The sequence below is a fragment of the Streptomyces prunicolor genome, assembly GCF_045162825.1.
Classification (GTDB): Bacteria; Actinomycetota; Actinomycetes; order Streptomycetales; family Streptomycetaceae; genus Streptomyces; species Streptomyces prunicolor.
This window is the reverse complement of the sequence record NZ_CP108676.1, coordinates 6,529,540-6,546,001: the sequence shown is the minus strand read 5'-3', so window position 1 is coordinate 6,546,001 and position 16,462 is coordinate 6,529,540. Positions and strand designations below refer to the sequence as shown.

General features: G+C 69.0%; 13 protein-coding genes. 6 read left to right on the top strand and 7 right to left on the bottom strand.

Annotation, left to right across the window (positions count from 1 at the left end):
• The first annotated feature begins 361 nt into the window (after positions 1-361).
• The 4 genes from OG588_RS30185 (at position 362) to OG588_RS30170 (ending at position 8,808) form a co-directional block, all read left to right on the top strand.
• Positions 362-5,344: an RICIN domain-containing protein gene (locus OG588_RS30185; protein WP_405950007.1), complete on the top strand. Its 4,983-nt coding sequence runs from the start codon at positions 362-364 to the stop codon at positions 5,342-5,344.
• Between the two features lie 74 nt (positions 5,345-5,418).
• The gene (locus OG588_RS30180; RefSeq protein ID WP_405950006.1) at positions 5,419-6,756 is read left to right on the top strand and encodes a hypothetical protein; all 1,338 of its coding nucleotides are present in this window, start codon (positions 5,419-5,421) and stop codon (positions 6,754-6,756) included.
• A gap of 97 nt (positions 6,757-6,853) precedes the next feature.
• On the top strand, positions 6,854-7,822 hold the full coding sequence (coaA, locus tag OG588_RS30175) for a type I pantothenate kinase (RefSeq protein ID WP_405950005.1): 969 nt from the start codon (positions 6,854-6,856) through the stop codon (positions 7,820-7,822).
• 44 nt (positions 7,823-7,866) lie between these two features.
• Positions 7,867-8,808 carry a DUF389 domain-containing protein gene (locus OG588_RS30170; RefSeq protein ID WP_405950004.1) on the top strand — a complete coding sequence of 314 codons (942 nt, stop codon included), beginning with the start codon at positions 7,867-7,869 and terminating at the stop codon, positions 8,806-8,808.
• On the opposite strand, the gene glmM is transcribed toward OG588_RS30170, so the two are convergent.
• The 3 genes from glmM to rplM all read right to left on the bottom strand — a co-directional run bounded on the left by glmM (position 8,805) and on the right by rplM (position 11,407).
• Positions 8,805-10,163, bottom strand: a complete 1,359-nt coding sequence (gene glmM / locus OG588_RS30165; RefSeq protein WP_366095521.1) for a phosphoglucosamine mutase — start codon at positions 10,161-10,163, stop codon at positions 8,805-8,807. The genes OG588_RS30170 and glmM overlap by 4 nt on opposite strands.
• Before the next feature lie 226 nt (positions 10,164-10,389).
• Positions 10,390-10,917 carry a 30S ribosomal protein S9 gene (rpsI, locus tag OG588_RS30160; RefSeq protein ID WP_019055538.1) on the bottom strand — a complete coding sequence of 176 codons (528 nt, stop codon included), beginning with the start codon at positions 10,915-10,917 and terminating at the stop codon, positions 10,390-10,392.
• 46 nt (positions 10,918-10,963) lie between these two features.
• A complete protein-coding gene (gene rplM / locus OG588_RS30155) occupies positions 10,964-11,407 on the bottom strand; it encodes a 50S ribosomal protein L13 (RefSeq protein ID WP_013001400.1) in 444 nt (147 codons plus the stop codon).
• Positions 11,408-11,755: 348 nt separating this feature from the next.
• Between rplM and OG588_RS30150 the strand changes: the two genes are divergently transcribed.
• Together OG588_RS30150 and OG588_RS30145 are read left to right on the top strand one after the other, a co-directional pair.
• Complete coding sequence (locus OG588_RS30150) at positions 11,756-12,634, top strand: hypothetical protein (RefSeq protein WP_405950003.1); 879 nt, start codon at positions 11,756-11,758, stop codon at positions 12,632-12,634.
• Between the two features lie 148 nt (positions 12,635-12,782).
• Positions 12,783-13,157, top strand: coding sequence for a hypothetical protein (locus OG588_RS30145; protein ID WP_405950002.1), 375 nt, complete (start codon positions 12,783-12,785; stop codon positions 13,155-13,157).
• A 43-nt stretch (positions 13,158-13,200) separates the two neighbouring features.
• Here OG588_RS30145 and truA read toward each other — a convergent pair whose 3' ends face one another.
• The 4 genes from truA to rpsK form a co-directional block, all read right to left on the bottom strand.
• Positions 13,201-14,046, bottom strand: a complete 846-nt coding sequence (truA, locus tag OG588_RS30140) for a tRNA pseudouridine(38-40) synthase TruA (protein WP_405950001.1) — start codon at positions 14,044-14,046, stop codon at positions 13,201-13,203.
• A gap of 127 nt (positions 14,047-14,173) precedes the next feature.
• Positions 14,174-14,674 carry a 50S ribosomal protein L17 gene (gene rplQ, locus OG588_RS30135; protein WP_405950000.1) on the bottom strand — a complete coding sequence of 167 codons (501 nt, stop codon included), beginning with the start codon at positions 14,672-14,674 and terminating at the stop codon, positions 14,174-14,176.
• A gap of 187 nt (positions 14,675-14,861) precedes the next feature.
• Complete coding sequence (locus OG588_RS30130; protein WP_019055532.1) at positions 14,862-15,884, bottom strand: DNA-directed RNA polymerase subunit alpha; 1,023 nt, start codon at positions 15,882-15,884, stop codon at positions 14,862-14,864.
• Between the two features lie 125 nt (positions 15,885-16,009).
• Entirely contained in the window at positions 16,010-16,414 is a 405-nt protein-coding gene (gene rpsK, locus OG588_RS30125) for a 30S ribosomal protein S11 (protein ID WP_003956432.1), read from the bottom strand.
• Between the last annotated feature and the right edge of the window lie 48 nt (positions 16,415-16,462).

Here is a 16,462-nt window from a genome sequence, read left to right as displayed (position 1 = left end):
AGTCTGCGCGCCGCATCCCCTCCATCGCCACAGTTAGAACACAAGTGCGGCACAGGATTCCCCTAGGGACGGCACGGTTCCGCGGGTCGTGACGCCGGCCGCCGATCGTGGGCCACTTCGCGCCATCCGGTACGAGCGGCACTCAAAGCCCTTGCTCGGAACACTCGCCACCTGCCTAAAGTGACGCGCGCTTGACTGGCTCTTGACCAGGCCATAAGCGTTCAGTTCAAGCCAGCGATCAGCGACCGGGGGAACACGTGTCGCCGCGCCACGGGGGGACACGTCGCCATGCCGTACTGCCGCACGCGCGCGCTCACCGGAGTGGCCGCGCGCCGCCTTCCCCCCGACAGGGGATACACGCATGCGCCTCAGACGCGGCCGACCGCCGAGAGCACCAAAAATACCGAGAGCACCGAGAGCACTGGAGTCGAAACGATTCCCCACGGCCCTCACCCGGCTCCTCCCACCCGTCCTCGCCACCGCGCTCCTCGCCGGCATAGCCGTCGGCTCGGGCCAGGTCCCGCCCGCCGACGGGCAGGACGCCACCCCCGCGAGTGACAGCTACCCCTGGTACGACGACACCGCCGCCGAGCAACTGCGGCAGGACCAGTGCCTGATGACCGACGTCCTGCGGCTCGGCGGCACCTCCATGGCCACGACCGCGCAGAACGCCCTCAACCAGCCGCAGGACACCCTGCACACCCTGGCCGACCGCGCCCACTGGGAGCAGACGCCGCTGTCGACGGCGTACCAGAAGGACCGCGACTTCTCGGCCCGCGAACTCAACGAGATCAACGCCCTGCGCGACGCCTGGAAAGCGCCCGTCACCGGGCTGAACACCCCGGCCGGCTTCACCGAGACCGGCTTCCACTGGCCGCCCGGCACCAACAACGACGGCCTGCAGAGCTTCTACGGCCAGACCGGCCTGACCCAGTGGATCTCCGACCGTTTCTGGCAGAGCGAGGGCGACTTCTACGAGGACTCCACGCCCCCCGTCGACACGGCGACGCTCCAGGCCGTCGACGCCCTGGGGACCCCGCGCTACACCGCCGACCCCGACCCCGGCCTGCCGAGCGGTGAGTGGAAACGCGCCCTCACCGAGCGGGACGCGTTCAGCTGGATGCACGGAGGCCCGGGGCGGCACACGGACGCCGACGACGCCCGGATCTTCCTGGAGTCCGGCGGCTTCCCGCGCACCGCGCCCGAACCGGACAGCGCCGAGTACCGGATCGCCGTAGAGAATCTGAAGACCAGGTTCGCCACCTGCGCCTGGCGCGACCCGCTCGACCCGAACGGGGTGTTGAGCGCCGCCGGTGCCACCGCTGCTGCTGAATGGCAGCAGGAGATCAGCTCCCAGGCGACCCAGCGCAACCAGATCCTGGACGCGAACAAGACCGTCGTGGAGGCCCTCGCCACCGCGTCCAAGTCGCTCGGCGATCTGCTGGGCCAGTCCTGGGCCGCCGACCGCATCACCCGCTGGCAGGACTACTGGTCCGACGGCGGGGTCGGCTGGGTCGGCGACGCGCCGACCGCCATCAAGGTGCACGCGGCCGCCGGCAAGTGTCTGGAGGTCCAGGACGCCGCCAAGACCGACGGCGCCGCGGTCCAACTGAACACGTGCTCCACCGCGGCCGCGCAGAAGTGGGAGATCTTCGGCGACGACAAGGGCCTGCACCTGCGCAACCTCAACTCCCTGAGGTGCCTGGACGTCGCGGGCAACAACCCGGCCAACGGCACGAAGATCCGGCAGTTCACCTGCAACAGCTCGCCCGCGCAGACCTGGGAGTTCAACCTCCGGGCCACCTCGGCCCTGCAGAACACCGGCACCGGCAAGTGCGTCGACCTGGCCGCGTACACCGTGGGCCAGGACAGCCGGCTGTGGGACTGCAACAGCAAGGGTCCCCAGCAGTACGACGTCACACCCTCCGGCCACACCGGGACCGTGCCGCCGGCGGCTCAGTTCCTCAAGGCCACGACCGGCCTCGCCAAGGCCCGCGCGGCGGCGGCCAACAAGCTCGCCGACATCAAGGCCCAGCTCACCGCCGCGCAGAAGGCGGCCACCGCCTCGGACACCGCCGAGCAGGCCGCGTACACCGTCGCGGACACGAACGGCGCGCCCCGGGGCCGCGGACTGCTGGTCGGTCAGCAGAAGGCGCAGGTCACCAAGGGCGCGGTCGCCGCGCTGGACGCGATGGTGAAGGCGGGCACGACCGCCGAGGCCGCCACCCGCGCCGCCGTCGCGGACAGCGCGACCATCACCCAGCGGGCGCTGGCACAGGCCGCGCAGGTGAAGGCCGAGTTCCGCAAGAAGGCCGCCGAGAAGGCCGAGTTGCAGGCCAAGGCCGCCGCCGACGCGGCGAAGATCCACCGCGACAACGCCAAGAAGGACAAGGAGACCGCGGAGGCCAAGCTCACCGTGGCCCTGGGCGCCGAGGGCGACGCGAAGGCCGCCGCGGCCGACGCGCACGCCAAGCGGCTCGCGGCCGAGTCCGAGGAAGCCACCGCGAAGGCGGAGAAGGAGACCGCCGAGGCCAAGCAGGCGGAGGCCAACCAGCACAAGCAGACGGCCCAGGCCGAGGCGACCAAGGCCAAGGACGCCAAGGACAAGGCCGAGACCGCCGAGCAGACCGCCCAGAGCAGACGGGACGACGCGGTCGGCGCCCGCGACAAGGCCAAGGACAAGCGGGACGACGCGTGGGAGGCCGAGCAGAAGGCCGACGCGGCCCGCGCCAAGGCCGACGCCAAGGGTGCCTACGCCGACTCCCTGGACGCCGGTGACGCGGCGGACGCGGCCCGAAGTGCCGCGAACGAGGCGGACACCCAGGCAGGCAAGGCCGAGACGGCCGCCACGAACGCCCGTACCGCGGCGAACGCCGCCACCCAGGCCGCCGCCGAAGCGGACGCCGCCGCCACCCGGGCCGAGGCCGCCGCCAAGCGGGCCCGCGCCGACTCGGACGCCGCCCAGGCCGCCAAGCTGAAGGCCGACGCCGCCGTACGCACCGCCACGGCCGCGGTCGCCGACGCCATCAAGGCCGCCGCGCACGCCGCCGAGGAGGCCAAGACCGCGGTCCAACTGGCCGACCAGGCCGAGGAGTTGGCCAAGACCGCGAAGACCAACGCGAACGCGGCGCTCAAGGAGGCCGCCACCGCCCGGGTCGCCGCGGCGAAGGCAGCGGGCTTCGCCCATGTCACCGCCCAGGCGGCGGTGGACGCGACGACGTCCGCCGAACAGGTCGCAGCCCCGGCCAACGACGCGATCCAGCTCGGCTCGCCCTACCTCACCACCGACTCGGCCGCGGGCCTGGTCGTCCTGAGCGGGCAGTCGTCCAAGACGATCGCCGAGCAGCAGCAGGCCGTGGCCGCCGCGCACGCCCGCAACGCGTCCGAGGAGGCCGCCGCCGCCCAGGCCATCGCCGACCAGGCGACGGGCGACGCCAAGGCCGCCCTCCAGCACGCGGCCAACGCCGCCGGCTACGCCAAGACCGCCCGGGGCTACGCCCAGGAGGCCCTCGGCTACGCGGCCGACGCGGCGGACGCCGCCGCCAAGGCCGCGCAGTCACTGACCCGCACGATCGAGTACGACCGTCAGGCCACCGAGGACGCCGCAGCGGCGGACGCGGCAGCCGGCCGCGCCGAGGGCTACGCCACCTCCGCCCGCTCCGCCGCCGACCAGGCAGCCCTCGACGCCGCCGCGGCCCGCGCGGCAGCCACCGAGGCCGAACAGGCGGCCAAGGACGCCCGAGCGGCGGCCGACCGCGCCGACACGGCGGCGACGGAGGCGGAACAGGCGGCGAAGGACGCGGACAAGTACGCGACGGAGGCGCAGGCAGCGGCCGATTCCGCCGAGCGGAAGAAGGCCAACGAACAGGTCGGCGCCGGTGCCGGTACCGGAGTGGGCGGCACGTTCTACGTCGTCGACGAGGACACCGTCGAGATCACCGACGCCAAGCAGCACGAGCCCTGCGAGATCAAGCCCGGCTTCGAGGGCTGCACCGTCACCTTCACCGTGACGTTCAAGGCCACGGTGGACTTCTACCTGTGCACCAACCCCGACGTGCCGGCCACCGCCGCGGGCTGCCCGTCCGAGGACACCGTTCCGCTCGACCGGAAGACCTTCACCGGTCTGAAGAAGGACGTCACCCGCTCGTTCAGCAAGCTGGAGATCATCCAGCAGACCGTCGTCTACCAGATCCTGAAGGCGGTCCTGGTCCAGGACTTCCTCGACTGCTGGCACGGCAGCGCGAGCGGCTGCGCCTGGGCCGCGAGCAACTTCATCCCCGGCAAGGCCTTCGAGAAGGCCGCCGAGCTGATACGCGCGCTCGACGCCGCGATGAACACCGGAGTGGGTGTCCGGGACGCGTTCAACGCGCTGAAGGCCCTGGACCTGGACCCGGCGACGCTCCACGACATCGAGAAAACGGTCAACCTCTACGAGGACATGGTCACGTCCTGCCGTTTCAACAGTTTCCCGGGATCCACCCAGGTACTGATGGCCGACGGCAGCCGCAGGGCGATCAGTGAGGTCCGCCGTGGCGACCTCGTACTCGCCACGGACCCGGAGACCGGAAAGGACCGCGCGCAGCAGGTCACCGCGACCTACGCCCACGGCACGGACCGGCTGATGAAGATCACCCTGTCCGGCGGCTCCAGCCTGACCAGCACCAGCGGTCACCGGCTCTACGTCGCCGGGCGCGGCTGGGTGCACGTGTCGGAACTGCGCACGGGCGACAGGCTCCGCGCCCCCGACGACACCCTGCACGCCGTCACCGGTCTGCGGTCCCTGACCGGCCGGGCGTCGAGCCGGGTCTACGACCTGACCGTCGAGGGGACGCACACGTTCTACGTGCGCACCGAAGGCACCCGGGCGGCGGACGTGCTGGTCCACAACTGTGTGAACCTCAGCGACGAGACGGCGTTCCCCTCATCCGGGGCCCATACGTTGTCGCGACACGTCAATGTGACCGCGGACGACGCGATCAAATTCGCCCAGGAGAACCAACGGAAGAACCTCGGCTCGATCAGCGCGGTGTGGACCAACGCCGACATCGCCCAGCAGGCCGTCGACCGCGTTGTCTCTCAACACTTCTTCCCCAACGGCAAACGAAGGCAGGCCAGTTTCGACGCCCTGAACAACTTCCTCAAGGGAAAGGGGGACTGGGGAAAGGTGAAGGAGTACGTGATCACGGGACGATGGGACAAATACCCTTCCTTGGGCACGATCTACGGGGCTGACGAATCCGTGGCAGCCGCGGGAAACCAGGTCCGAGTGGTTCTCCATCGCCTCCCCGGCAAATCCGGACACGCGGGGTACATCGTCTACACGTCGTATCCGCTGGAGAAGTGACGGCTGGTCGGGCCCGTCCCCGCACCCGGGGACGGGCCCGACCGGCACCGCTCCACAAGACAGGGCAGCACACCATGACAAGACAGCGTGAACAGTTCTTCCAGTTCTACGAGGACGACTTCGGGCTCAGCGCGCTCGCCGGAAAACTGGCCTCGGCCACCGCACCCGACGTCGTACAGGCACTGGAGTCAGCCGCCGAGGTGGCCGCCGACTGCGAAGGCGAAGGCGCCATGGATCTCGGCACGGACATCCGTTACCTGCTCGACTCCGGTCTGCCGGACGAGACACTCCGCGCGGCCTGGCTGGCGGCCACGCACGAACGCTTCGACCCGGCGGACTTCGGGACGGACCTCCACGGCTGGCTGACCCGGCTCGCGGAGCTGTACCCGTCCCGGCCCCGCAAGAGGCCTCAGGTGTACTGGCCCTCACCACCGCACCCCGAGTTCGCGGAAGAGGAACTGCGCGAAGCCGTCGTAGCGGAAATACGAGCAGCCGCCCCCGAGTTGAGGCGCGCGCTGGCCCACAGCGGTGCCGGCGGAGCCTTGCCCTCGACAGTCCCCGAGGCCCTGGAGGCCATCGCCGGGCAGGCCGACGGGGAGACCGGACTGCGCCTCTTCCTCCGCATCCTGAAGGTGTGGGCGGTACCGGTCGGCAAGGAACAGTACGACCGCCTCATGGAGCTCACTTCGGAAGTCGGCTATCCAGGACCACTGGTCTACGACGGCCTCGACATCCAGTGGCTGCCCCTCGACCCGACCCGACGCGACCGCTCGGGAGACTTCGGCATCTCGGTCCTGTCGGAGCGCTTCGCCACCTACTGGGAGGAGCCCACGGTACGGGAGGCCGTGGCGCTCGCCGCGACGTTCGACAACACCGCGGAGACCCCGGGCACCGCGGCGGCGCTGCTGTTCGAGGACGCCGTCCGCCTCCTGAACTCCCCCCTGAGCGCCGACACCCTCACCACCCTGTGGCTGGCCGTGTCGGACCGGGGCCTCGACATCGACCAGATCGACATCGACGGGCGGGACTGGCTCCGCCTGATCGCGGACGTGAGCGAGGAGCGCCTGCGGGACGTCGCCCCCTCCTACACACCCGTCGTAGGACCGGTGCGGACCGCGCTCACCCAGCCGGTCCTGGAGGCGATCGACGAGGCGACCCCGGATCTGGCCACCCGAACCGTCAGCGCCCACCGGCTGGGAATTCCGGGCGCGGCCGCGGTCGACGCCGTACGGGAGGTCGTCACCCACGCCGACCCCGACCTCGGATACCGGCTGTTCCTCCGGCTGCTCAACGTGCTCTCCGTACCGCTCACCACGAACCAGTACGCCGGTTACCTCGCACTCGGCGAGCGGTTCGGCTACGGCGCGTCCCATGTGCCGGATGTCATCGAGCACCTGACCTACGAGAACTGATCGGACGACGGGGAAGGCGACGACAACGTGACCGACCCCACCCACCACCCCGTTCAAACTCCGTTAACAATGGACTGTGATCTCTCCGGTCTCCCCGATGCCCCGGAGCGCCCACCGGCACAAGCCGGAGGCGACTCCCTACGTCGACCTCACCCGAGCCGAGTGGAGCGCGCTGCGCGACAAGACGCCGCTGCCGCTCACCGCCGAGGAGGTCGAGAAGCTGCGCGGCCTGGGCGATGTCATCGACCTCGACGAGGTGCGTGACATCTACCTCCCGCTGTCCAGACTCCTCAACCTCTACGTCGGCGCCACGGACGGCCTCAGAAGCGCCCTGAACACCTTCCTGGGCGAACAGGGCTCCCAGTCCGGCACCCCGTTCGTCATAGGCGTCGCCGGCTCCGTGGCCGTAGGAAAGTCGACCGTGGCCCGGCTCCTCCAGGCGCTGCTCTCCCGCTGGCCCGAGCACCCCCGCGTCGAGCTGGTCACCACCGACGGGTTCCTGCTCCCCACCCGGGAGCTGGAGGCGCGCGGGCTCATGTCGCGCAAGGGCTTCCCCGAGTCGTACGACCGCCGCGCGCTCACCCGCTTCGTCGCCGACATCAAGGCGGGCAAGGACGAGGTCACCGCGCCCGTCTATTCGCATCTCATCTACGACATCGTCCCCGACCAGCGGCTCACCGTCCGCCGCCCCGACATTCTCATCGTCGAGGGGCTCAACGTGCTCCAGCCCGCGCTCCCCGGCAAGGACGGCCGTACCCGCGTCGGGCTCGCCGACTACTTCGACTTCAGCGTGTACGTCGACGCGAGCGCCGAGGACATCGAGCGCTGGTATCTGAACCGGTTCCGCAAGCTGCGCGCCACCGCGTTCCAGAACCCCGACTCGTACTTCCGCAAGTACACCCAGGTCTCCGAGGACGAGGCCGTCGACTACGCCCGCACCCTCTGGCGCACCATCAACAAGCCCAACCTGGTGGAGAACATCGCCCCCACCCGGGGCCGCGCCACCCTCGTCATCCGCAAGGGCACCGACCACAAGGTGCGACGGCTGAGCCTGCGCAAGCTGTGACACCGCGGGAGAGGCCCGTCGACGCGGCCTGTTAGAAAGGCGTCATGCTGCACCTGCGCCTCATCACCCCCGCCGACCGGACCGACGCCGTGGTCCGGCTCATCGAGACGACCGTCGGCACCGCACACCTCGTCGTCCTCCCCGGCGCCGCCCGCAACCCCGCCGGCGATGTCGTCATGTGCGACGTCGCCCGCGAGGCCGGTGACGAACTCATCGGCGCGCTACGGGAGTTGGAGCTGGACCGGACCGGTTCCATCGCCGTCGACAACATCGACCTGTCGCTGTCGGAGCGGGCCGACAAGGCCGAGGACGAGGCCCCCGGCGAGGGTGCCGACGCCGTGCTGTGGGAGCACCTCGCCGACGCGACGCACGAGGAGTCGACGCTCACCGTCACCTACGTCGCGTTCCTCGCCGTCGCCACCATGCTCGCGGCCTGCGGTGTGATGCTGGACAACGCGATCCTGATCGTGGGCGCGATGGCCGTGGGACCGGAGTTCGGGCCGCTCGCGGGGATCTCGACGGCGTTGGTGCAGCGGGCGCCGCGCCTGGTGTGGCGGTCGCTGTGGGCGTTGCTGGCCGGGTTCGCCGCCGCCATGGTGCTTACGGCGGGCTTCAGTTGGCTGATGGACGTCCTGGGACTCTTCGACCGGTCGATGATCGACGGGCCCCGGCCCAACACGGCTTTCATCTGGAATCCCGACTGGATGTCCTTCGTCGTCGCCTTCCTGGCCGGCATCGCGGGCACCCTGTCCCTCACGTCCGCGAAGTCGGGTGCGCTGATCGGCGTGGCGATCTCGGTGACGACGGTCCCGGCCGCCGCGAACGCCGCCGTCTCCCTCAACTACACGGACTACTCCCAGACTTGGGGCTCCACCTGGCAGCTCCTCGCCAACCTCGGCGGCATCGTGCTGGCCGGCACGCTCACGCTGCTCGCCCAGAAGGCGTTCTGGGCCTGGCAGCGCAAGCGCACCCCCGAACCGGCTTAGCCCAACGCCGACTTCACCGCATCCGCCAACCGCCCCGCCACCGACCGCGCCTGGTCGATGTCGGCGGCCTCCACCATCACCCGCACCAGCGGCTCGGTACCCGACGGACGCAGCAACACCCGCCCGGTGGAGCCGAGTTCACGCTCCGCCTCGGCGACCGCGGCGGCCAGATCGGCAGAGGTGCCGACCCGCGTGCGGTCCACGTCGGGCACATTGATGAGCACCTGCGGCAACCGCGTCATCACGGACGCGAGATCCTTGAGCGTACGACCGGTGTCGGCGACCCGCGCCGCCAGCATCAGGCCGGTCAGCGTGCCGTCGCCGGTGGTCGCGTGGTCCAGGATGATGACGTGCCCGGACTGCTCGCCGCCCAGCGCGTAGCCGTGCTCCTTCATCTCCTCCAGGACGTAGCGGTCGCCGACCGCGGTCTGGACGAGCGTCAACCCCTCGCGCTCCATGGCCAGTTTGAAGCCGAGGTTCGACATGACGGTCGCGACGACGGTGTCGGAGCGCAGTGCGGAACGCTCCCGCATCGCCAGCGCGATCACGGCCATGATCTGGTCCCCGTCGACCTCTTCACCGGTATGGTCCACGGCCAGGCAGCGGTCGGCGTCACCGTCGTGCGCGATGCCGAAGTCGGCGCCGTGCTCGACGACGGCGGCCTTGAGCAGACCCAGGTGGGTCGAGCCGCAACCGTCGTTGATGTTCAGCCCGTTGGGGTCCGCGCCGATCGTGATGACCTCGGCGCCCGCGCGCGAGAACGCCTCCGGGGAGACCCGGGCGGCGGCGCCGTGCGCCTCGTCGAGGACGATCTTCAGCCCGTCGAGCCGGTTCGGGAGCACGCCGATGAGGTGGGCGACGTACTGGTCGAAGCCTTCGTTGTAGTGCCGGACCCGGCCGACGCCCGAGCCGGTCGGGCGGTCCCAGGGGGCGCCGGTGCGGTGCTCGTCGTAGATCTTCTCGATCCGGTCCTCCAGCTCGTCGTCGAGCTTGTGCCCGCCGCGCGCGAGGAACTTCAGCCCGTTGTCGGGCATGGCGTTGTGGCTGGCGGAGAGCATCACACCGAGGTCGGCGCCCAGCACGCCGGTGAGATACGCCACCGCGGGGGTGGGCAGCACACCGACGAGCAGTACGTCCACTCCCGAGCTGGCCAGGCCCGCGACCACGGCGGCCTCCAGGAACTCCCCGGACGCACGCGGGTCCCGCCCGACCACGGCCGTCGCCCGGTGGCCCGCGAAGGTGCCCGCCTCCGCCAGCACATGCGCCGCCGCGACGGAGAGCCCGAGGGCCATCTCGGCCGTCAGATCCGCGTTGGCGACACCGCGCACGCCGTCCGTGCCGAAGAGTCGTCCCACTTGTCCTCCTGAGGAAGGCGAGAGTCCTGCAAGGCCGAAGTCCTGCAGAGCTGAGGTCCTACAAAGCTGAAGTCCTGGATTCCAGGCATACGAGGCCTGTTCATCCGATCACACAAGCCTTTGAGCGTCTTGTGCCGTTATACGCCCCCGGCTGTGATAAACGAACGCCCCGACGGCACAAGTGGCGTGCCGCCGGGGCGTTCGGAGTACAGACAGCAGGCGAGATTTAGCGCTTGCTGTACTGCGGGGCCTTGCGGGCCTTCTTGAGACCGGCCTTCTTGCGCTCGACCGCACGGTCGTCGCGACGGAGGTAACCGGCCTTCTTGAGGGCGGCGCGGTTGTTGTCCACGTCGGCCTCGTTCAGCGCGCGGGCCACGCCGAGGCGCAGGGCACCGGCCTGACCGGAGACGCCGCCACCCGAGATGCGGGCGATGACGTCGTAGCGGCCGTCGAGCTCGAGCACCTTGAAGGGCTCGTTGACTTCCTGCTGGTGGACCTTGTTCGGGAAGTAGTCCTCGAGCGTGCGCCCGTTGACCTTCCACTTGCCGGTGCCGGGCACGATGCGAACGCGCGCGATGGCGTTCTTGCGACGGCCCAGGCCGGCGGCCGGCTGCGGGTCGCCGAAGCGGCCGGCGAGCGACTCCGACGTGTACTCACCCTCGACGGGGACGTCGGACTCGGTGGTGTAGCTCTCGATGTCGACGAGCTCGGTCTCGGTCTCTTCGACCGGCTGCTCAACGGTGGTCTCGGCCACGGTTCTCCTCAGATTCTTTTCTGTCTTAGGGGGTGTGTGGCCGGAACTACTGCGCGACCTGGGTGATCTCGAACGGCACCGGCTGCTGGGCAGCGTGCGGGTGCTGGTCGCCCGAGTAGACCTTCAGCTTGCTGATCATCTGACGGCCCAGGGTGTTCTTGGGGATCATGCCCTTGATGGCCTTCTCGACGGCCTTCTCGGGGTTCTTCGCCAGCAGCTCGTCGTAACGGACGGAGCGCAGACCACCCGGGTAACCGGAGTGGCGGTACGCCAGCTTCTGGGTCTTCTTGTTGCCGGACAGGTGAACCTTGTCGGCGTTGATGATGATGACGAAGTCACCCATGTCCATGTGCGGGGCATAGGTCGGCTTGTGCTTGCCGCGGAGGAGGTTCGCAGCAGTGGTAGCCAGACGGCCGAGGACGATGTCCTGGGCGTCGATGACGTGCCACTGGCGAGTCACATCGCCGGGCTTGGGGCTGTACGTACGCACTTCGCAGCCTTCTTCTTCAGTGGATGGGTGCTGACACATGGCATCACTGAAGCGATCGTGCAGCTGGGGACGACAATGGCCGGGGACGAAGCCCGTATGCCGCCCACTGGAAACTGCTCCAGGGAACCTACGTAAGGGCCTCTCGTGTGAGAACGACCAAGCCGATACGCATAACAAACCGTAAGAGTACCCGCGCCGCCCCGGACGGGTCAAAACGCGGTGAGACCGGTCAACACCGGCAGCGGACAGCGACCACGAAACCACTTACCGTGAGATCCCCAACGTCAGTTGCCACAGGCCTCATTGAGGCGCACCGGTACCGCCGTCGCCCCGTCTAGGATGCGACCCATGAGCTTCGGACAGGGGGGACCCCAGTCCCAGTGGGATCCCTGGAAACCCAATTCGCAGCAGCCGTGGGGCGGCAACGTCGACGACGAGACCCCCGACTGGGCCGCGCTCGCCGACCAGGCGGAGACGCGCAACAGGCGCAAGCGGCTGCTGCTGATAGGCGGCGGCGCGCTCGCGACCGTGGCCGTCGGCACGGCCGTGGCCATGGCCGTCGTGTCGGCGAACGACGACACGAGCGCGTCGGGCAAGCCCACCAACCTGCCCGCGAGCGCCTCCGTGCCCAGCACCGACGCCACCTCGCCGTCCTTCGCGCCGACCAGCGCGCCCCCGCCGCTGAACCCCGAGGAGTTCATCTCCAGCAAGGCGAAGGACACGGCACCGCTCAGCCCCGCGACCCTTTTCCCGGGCACCCAGCTGACGGTCGCCTCGACGGTGTACAAGAAGGGCCCGACGGCCGACACCACGAACTGCGCCTCGGTCGCCTCGGGCACCCTCCCCAAGGTCCTCACCGGGAACGGCTGCACCCGCGTCATGCGGGTCACGTACACCAAGGACAACATCGCGGTCACAGTCGGTGTGGCCCTCTTCGACACCGAGGCACAGGCGACCAAGGCCAAGGCCCAGGCGGACACCAAGAGCGCCGTCAGGTCACTGTCCGGCAAGGGCGTCAAGGCCTTCTGCGACGGCTCGATCTGCCGTACGACGACCAACGCCTACGGCCGCTACGCCTACTTCACGGTCGCCGGCTTCACCAGCGGCACGGACGTGACGACGAAGGACACCAAGGTCTTCGCGATCGGCGACGACCTGGGCAAGTTCGCCTTCGACCAGATCCGCGCCCGCGGCGAGGCCCAGGCTTCGGCGGCGGCCCAGCAGTAACCGGGATGCGGGTTCGGCTACTGCTGGGCCGTGCAGGTGGGCGCGGCGCCCCTTGATCCACTTCACCCCGGGGCTTCGATAGGGTCGGCCGCACGCGCCATCAGGCGTGCGATCAGCCGACCGACCTGCACAAACACGGGGTTCACGCATGAAGTTCCGCAAGAGCGTCACCGCTTCGATCATGGCAGCCGACGTCGCCCTGACGCTGGCCACCGCCGGGACGGCGTCCGCGTCGACGTACTACGCGTTCACCGGCGGCAAGGCCAAGTTCACGTCCAAGGGCGAGATCCTCAAGGTCTGGGACACCAAGGCGGGCAGGACCGGCATCCTGGTCTTCGTCGAGGACGTGTCCGCGAAGAACCCGACGCTGGACAAGTGCGCCGTCCTGGGCAAGGGCAGGACGAAGACCTGCAACATGAGCTTCAAGAACGGCCACAAGCTCAAGATCGACGTCTACTCGTACACGAAGCAGAACAACCCCGACACGTACAAGCTCGTCGCCAGCTGGACGGACAAGGCGTAACCGGCGTAGAGGGACCCGGAGTTGGGCCCACGGGCCCAACTCCTCAGTGCACAGTGCCCCGCACCCGCCGCGCCAGCAACTGCCGCTCCGCCAACAGCCCGTCCGCCGGATAAGCGACCTCTTCCAGCGTCAGCCCATGCGGCCGTACGACATGCACGGCACTGTCCCGCACCCCCGCGTCCAGCACCTTCCGCGGCCACTCCGCACCCCGATGCCCGTCCCCGACGAACACCAACGCGCCCACCATGGACCGCACTTGGTTGTGGCAGAAGGCATCGGCCCGAACCTCGATCTCGACGACACCATCGCCCCGCCGCCGCACCTCGAAGTCAAAAATCTCCCGAACGGTCGAGGCCCCCTCGCGCTTCTTCGCATAAGCGGCGAAGTCATGCTCCCCCACAAGGGACTTGGCAGCGGCGTCCATCACATCGACCTCCAACTCCCAGTCGTGCCACAGCACATGGTTCCGCAGCAACGGATCGACTCCCCCCGGCCGATCCCCCACCCGATACACGTAACGCCGCCACAGGGCCGCGAACCGCGCGTTGAAGCCCTCCGGAGCCTCCGCCACGCCCCACACCCGCACATCCTTCGGCAACCGCCCCGCAAGCCGCTTCAGCAGCTTCTCCCGGTGCTCCGCCCACAACTCCCCCGGCAGATCGACATGCGCCACCTGCCCCCGAGCATGCACCCCGGCATCGGTCCGCCCGGCCACGGTCAGGTCGTACGCCACCGCCCCCGACCGCGTCACCGTCCGCAGAGCATCCTCGACCTCCCCCTGCACGGTCCGCCGCCCCCCGGCCTGCTTGGCCCATCCGGAGAACGCGGTCCCGTCGTAGGAGAGATCGAGTCGTACGCGGACGTAACCAGGCTGAACTTCGTCACTCACCCCTGGATCCTTTCAGGTACACAAAAGCGGGCCCGTCCCAAGAAGGAACGGGCCCACTGAGGCGCCCCTTCAGGGGCGCGGGGAACTGCGCGACCAGCCACGACGGCGCGGCAGCCAAAGAACGGTGTTACGCGTCCTTCGACTCCTCGTCGGCCTCAACCTCAGCCGGCTTCGCGTCCTCGACGACCTCAACCGGAGCCGCAGCCTCGGTGTCCTTCGCCGCACGCTTGGTCGCGGCCTCGGCCTCACCGGTCGCAGCCTGCGCGACGGTCAGGGCCTCGACCAGCTCGATGACAGCCATGGGCGCGTTGTCGCCACGACGGTTACCGATCTTGGTGATACGGGTGTAACCACCGGGACGGTTCTCGTAGCGCGGGCCGATCTCGGTGAAGAGCGTGTGGACGATGCTCTTGTCCGTGATCACCTGAAGCACCTGACGGCGGTTGTGAAGGTCGCCCTTCTTGCCCTTGGTGACCAGACGCTCGGCGTACGGCCGCAGCTTGCGGGCCTTCGCCTCGGTGGTGGTGATACGGCCGTGCTCGAAGAGCGCCTTCGCGAGGTTCGCGAGAAGCAGCTTCTCGTGCGCGGCACTGCCGCCCAGACGGGCACCCTTGGTGGGCTTCGGCATGGTCTTTCTCCTCAGGTTCTGCCCCGGCCGTATCAGGTACCAGGGTCAGTATCCGAGCGGGCGGTCGCCCGTCGGAGATCCGGACAAGCCCCGAAGGGGCAAGTCCGGAAGGGGCGCGGGCGGTGTCACTATGCGACTCCGTCGCGTGGGCGCGACCAGCCACAGCACACCCGCACCCGAAAACCGATCAGTACTGCTCGGTCTCCACGAAACCGGCGTCCACGTCATCGTCCGCGCCAAACGCGTCCGCCGCGGCCGTCGGGTCGAATCCGGGCGGGCTGTCCTTCAGGGCCAGGCCCATGCCGGCCAGCTTCGCCTTGACCTCGTCGATGGACTTCGCACCGAAGTTGCGGATGTCCAGGAGGTCGGCCTCGGAACGAGCCACGAGCTCACCCACGGAGTGGATGCCCTCGCGCTTGAGGCAGTTGTACGACCGAACGGTGAGCTCAAGCTCCTCGATCGGCAGGGCGAGATCAGCGGCAAGGGCGGCGTCCGTCGGGGACGGGCCCATGTCGATGCCCTCGGCGTCGATGTTCAGCTCGCGGGCGAGACCGAACAGCTCGACCAGGGTCTTACCGGCCGACGCCATGGCGTCACGCGGCCGCATGGCCTGCTTCGTCTCGACGTCGACGATCAGCTTGTCGAAGTCGGTCCGCTGCTCGACACGCGTGGCCTCGACCTTGTACGTGACCTTCAGCACCGGCGAGTAGATCGAGTCGACCGGAATACGCCCGATCTCCTGACCCACCTGCTTGTTCTGCACGGCGGAGACGTAACCGCGGCCACGCTCGACCGTGAGCTCCATCTCCAGCTTGCCCTTGCCGTTGAGCGTGGCGAGGACGAGGTCGGGGTTGTGCACCTCGACACCGGCCGGGGGCGCGATGTCGGCGGCGGTGACCAGACCCGGGCCCTGCTTGCGCAGGTACATCACGACCGGCTCGTCGTGCTCCGAGGAGACGACGAGCTGCTTGATGTTGAGGATCAGGTCGGTGACGTCCTCCTTGACGCCCGGCACGGTGGTGAACTCGTGCAGAACGCCGTCGATCCGGATGCTGGTGACAGCGGCACCGGGGATCGAGGAGAGGAGCGTACGACGCAGGGAGTTGCCGAGGGTGTAGCCGAAGCCCGGCTCCAGCGGCTCGATCACGAACCGGGAGCGGAATTCGTCGACGACCTCTTCGGTCAGAGACGGGCGCTGAGCGATCAGCATGTGATGAATCCTTCAGTCATGGACACCCACTATTTGATGTCCGACTAGTACTGCAAGGGTACGGGCGGCACGCCACCGAAGTGCCATACCGCCCGAAACCCAAGACAACCGTGCGTCAGACGACGTCAGACGCGGCGGCGCTTCGGCGGACGGCAGCCGTTGTGCGGGGTGGGGGTGACGTCCTGGATGGAGCCGACCTCAAGGCCAGTGGCCTGGAGGGAGCGGATCGCGGTCTCGCGACCGGAGCCCGGGCCCTTCACGAAGACGTCAACCTTGCGCATGCCGTGCTCCTGCGCGCGACGGGCGGCCGACTCGGCGGCCATCTGCGCGGCGAAGGGGGTGGACTTGCGCGAGCCCTTGAAGCCGACGTGGCCGGCGGAGGCCCAGGAGATCACGTTGCCCGAGGGGTCCGTGATCGAGACGATCGTGTTGTTGAACGTGCTCTTGATGTGCGCGTGGCCGTGAGCGACGTTCTTCTTTTCCTTGCGGCGCACCTTCTTGGCAGCGCCCTGACGACCCTTGGGGGGCATCTATTACTCCTACGGGGAGGTGGTCGGTCCTACAGCGAAGACCGCTGG